Origin of the sequence: Kitasatospora sp. NPDC047058 (assembly GCF_040643935.1) — a bacterium.
Classification (GTDB): Bacteria; Actinomycetota; Actinomycetes; order Streptomycetales; family Streptomycetaceae; genus Kitasatospora.
Window position 1 is genome coordinate 1 of sequence record NZ_JBEYVJ010000624.1, and the last position, 2,979, is coordinate 2,979.

Here is a 2,979-nt window from a genome sequence, read left to right on the forward strand (position 1 = left end):
CGTCGATCAGGTTCGCCTTGGTGTGCAGGTCCTTGACCAGTGCGTAGTCGGCCTCGGCGTCGGCGACCGAGTCGTACACGCCGACATAGGCGACAAAGGTGTCCACTGCCATCGCACGGCCTCCATTGGACGAGCAGGTCAGAACGGCACGAACCGATCGCACCGTACGCGCCAGCGTAATCGCGCTCCCGCCGACCGGCGCGGGGGACGAGTCCTGCCGCCTCAGGTCCGGCTCCAGGTCACTGGGCCGTGAGGAGGGCTGCGGCGGCTGTGCGTGCGTGGGCTGCCGGGGCCGGGGTGCCGGTGATGGCGGCCGTCACGATGGCCCCTTCGGCGAGCAGGTAGACCGGTTCGGCCACCGGCAGCCCGGTGTCGTGGACCCAGAGCGCGATCTGGTCGTGGAACGCCTGCTTGTGCGAGCGGACTTCGGCGAGAACGGCCTCGGAGGACGGGGCGAGTTCGCCGAACGCGTTGATCCAGGCGCAGCCTCGGAAGCCGGGCTCCGCGAACCACCGGGCGAGCCAGTCGAAGACCGCGAGCACGCGCTCCCGCGGGTCGCCGACCTGCTCCACATGGGCGGCCAGCTGCCCGCGCCACCGTTCGTCGCGGCGCCTGAGCACTGCCACGACGAGGTCCTCCTTCGCCGCGTAGAGCCGGTAGATGCGCTTCAGCGGAAGGGCGGAGGCCGTGCGGACCTCGTCCATGCCGACCGCCTGGATGCCCTTCTCGTAGTAGAGGTGCTCCGCGGCGTCGAGCAGCACCTCGCGGTCCAGACGGGTCTGCTCCTCGGTGATCGCGGCCGGCATGCGGGACTCCTTGACGTTGAGAACGATCGTTTCCTATCGTAGGCGCCAGCGATGGAGAACGTACGTTCTCAACATGAGGAGGCCGACATGACCGAGACCCGCCCGCCGTATCCGCCGTTCACGCACGAGGCCGCCCTGCAGAAGGTGCAGGCCGCGGAGGACGCCTGGAACACCCGCGATCCCCAGCGGGTGGCCCTCGCCTACACGCCGGACTCGCAGTGGCGGAACAGGGACACGTTCGTCAGCGGCCGCGAGGAGATCGTCGCGTTCCTGACCCGCAAGTGGGAGCGCGAACAGGACTACGCGCTGCGCAAGGGCCTCTGGAGCTTCGACGGGAACCGGATCGCCGTCCGCTTCCAGTACGAGTGGCACGACGCGGACGGCCAGTGGTGGCGCAGTTACGGCAACGAGCTGTGGGAGTTCGACGAGCACGGCCTCATGCGGCGCCGCGAGGCGAGCATCAACGACGTCGCCGTCGCCGAGGCCGAGCGCCGCATCTTCGGCCCCCGGCCTGCGGACGAGCGCGGGGCGGACTTCCCCCTCCGGTAGGGCGGGCCTGCCACGGCCCCGGGGCGGCGGTTGCTCCCGGTCCAACGGGGTCAGGGCTTGAAGAGCACCTTCACCGCGCCGTCCTGCTTCTTCTGGAACATCTCGTACGCGGCGGGGGCATCGTCGAGCGGGACGTGGTGGGTGGCGAAGGTGTCGACGCCCAGCGGGTCGTCGTCCGTGAGCAGGGGGAGGATGTCGGCGGCCCAGCGGCGGACGTTGGCCTGGCCCATGCGGAGCTGGATCTGCTTGTCGAACATGGTGAGCAGCGGCAGCGGATCGGTCTGGCCGCCGTAGACGCCCGAGAGCGAGATGGTGCCGCCGCGTCGCACGATGTCGATGGCGAGGTACAGGGCGTGCAGGCGGTCGATGCCGACGTGCTCCATCATCTTGGCGGCCAGTGCGCTCGGCAGCAGGCTGGTGGCCCGGGCGGCGAGCTTCGCGCCGGGCGAGCCGTGGGCTTCCATCCCGACCGCGTCGATGACCGCATCCGGGCCGCGGCCGTCGGTGAGGCCGCGGATGACGTCGGCGAGGTCCTTGCCGTGCTCGTGGAGGTTCAGCACCTGCACGCCCCGGCGTCGCACCCGGGTGAGGCGTTCGCCGACCAGGTCGACGCCGATCACCCGGGTCATGCCCCGGTGCAGGGCGATCCGGCAGCTCATGTCGCCGATCGGCCCCAGGCCCAGGACGACGAGGCTGCCGCCCTCGGGCACGGCCGCGTACTCGACGGCCTGCCACGCGGTCGGCAGCACGTCGGAGAGGAAGACGAAGCGGTCGTCCTCGGGCCCGTGGGGCACACCGATCGGCAGGGTGTTCCCGAACGGGACGCGCAGCAGCTCGGCCTGGCCGCCGGGGACCTGCCCGTAGAGCTTGGTGTAGCCGAACAGCGAGGCGCCGGTGCCGTACTCCCGCACCTGGGTGGTCTCGCACTGCGAGTGCAGGCCCTGGGTGCAGGTGTGGCAGGTCCCGCAGGACACGTTGAACGGGATCACCACCCGGTCGCCCACGCGCACGGCGGTGACCTCGGGCCCGACCTCCTGGACGATGCCCATGGGCTCGTGGCCGAGGATGTCGCCGGCGTCGAGGAAGGGGCCGAGGACCTCGTAGAGGTGGAGGTCCGAGCCGCACAATCCGCTGGTGGTCACCTTGATGATCACATCGGTCGGATCCTCGATGGCCGGGTCGGGAACGGTGTCGACACGGACATCCCGCCTGCCGTGCCAGGTCAAGGCCTTCATGGTCACTCCTCACGTGGCCGTACCCGGGACTCGCCTTCCCGCGTCTGTCCAGGTCGTCGTCCGCAAAACGGGCCCGTCCGCCGCCGTGAGGTTGGTCCGGTCCGGTGCCGCCCGCCCGGGCGAACCCCGACCGCCCTCCCGCAGCACGGCCCGCTCCCGGTCCTGCGCCGGGCCGCCGGTGGCAGGTGGGCCGACTCCCTCCGTGCTGAGCTGAAGACCCGCTCCCCGACCCCCGGAGGAAGTCCCCGTGTCCCGTCTCCGCGCCCTGGGCGCCGTCACCGGCTGCGCCGCCCTGGCCGTGGCCCTGCTCGCCGGCACCCCTGCCACCGCCGTCGCGCCGCCACTCTCCGACCCGCGCGTCCTCGTGCACTTCGATCCCAACCTCGGTC

General features: G+C 71.3%; 3 protein-coding genes. 1 reads left to right on the plus strand and 2 read right to left on the minus strand.

Annotated elements, in window-relative coordinates; all coding sequences use genetic code 11:
• Positions 1–239: 239 nt before the first annotated feature.
• Positions 240–806: a TetR/AcrR family transcriptional regulator gene (locus tag ABZ885_RS38450; RefSeq protein ID WP_360199433.1), complete on the minus strand. Its 567-nt coding sequence runs from the start codon at positions 804–806 to the stop codon at positions 240–242.
• A gap of 87 nt (positions 807–893) precedes the next feature.
• Here ABZ885_RS38450 and ABZ885_RS38455 point away from each other — a divergent pair, with 87 nt between their 5' ends.
• Positions 894–1,355: a nuclear transport factor 2 family protein gene (locus ABZ885_RS38455; protein WP_360199435.1), complete on the plus strand. Its 462-nt coding sequence runs from the start codon at positions 894–896 to the stop codon at positions 1,353–1,355.
• Positions 1,356–1,405: 50 nt separating this feature from the next.
• On the opposite strand, the gene ABZ885_RS38460 is transcribed toward ABZ885_RS38455, so the two are convergent.
• Entirely contained in the window at positions 1,406–2,590 is a 1,185-nt protein-coding gene (locus ABZ885_RS38460) for an alcohol dehydrogenase catalytic domain-containing protein (protein WP_360199437.1), read from the minus strand.
• Positions 2,591–2,979 lie beyond the last annotated feature (389 nt).

Bases quoted from the DNA above. Each gene is read 5' to 3' on its own strand.
- ABZ885_RS38450 (WP_360199433.1), bottom strand. From the start codon at position 806: ATGCCGGCCGCGATCACCGAGGAGCAGACCCGTCTGGACCGCGAGGTG.
- ABZ885_RS38455 (WP_360199435.1), top strand. From the start codon at position 894: ATGACCGAGACCCGCCCGCCGTATCCGCCGTTCACGCACGAGGCCGCC.
- ABZ885_RS38460 (WP_360199437.1), bottom strand. From the start codon at position 2,590: ATGAAGGCCTTGACCTGGCACGGCAGGCGGGATGTCCGTGTCGACACC.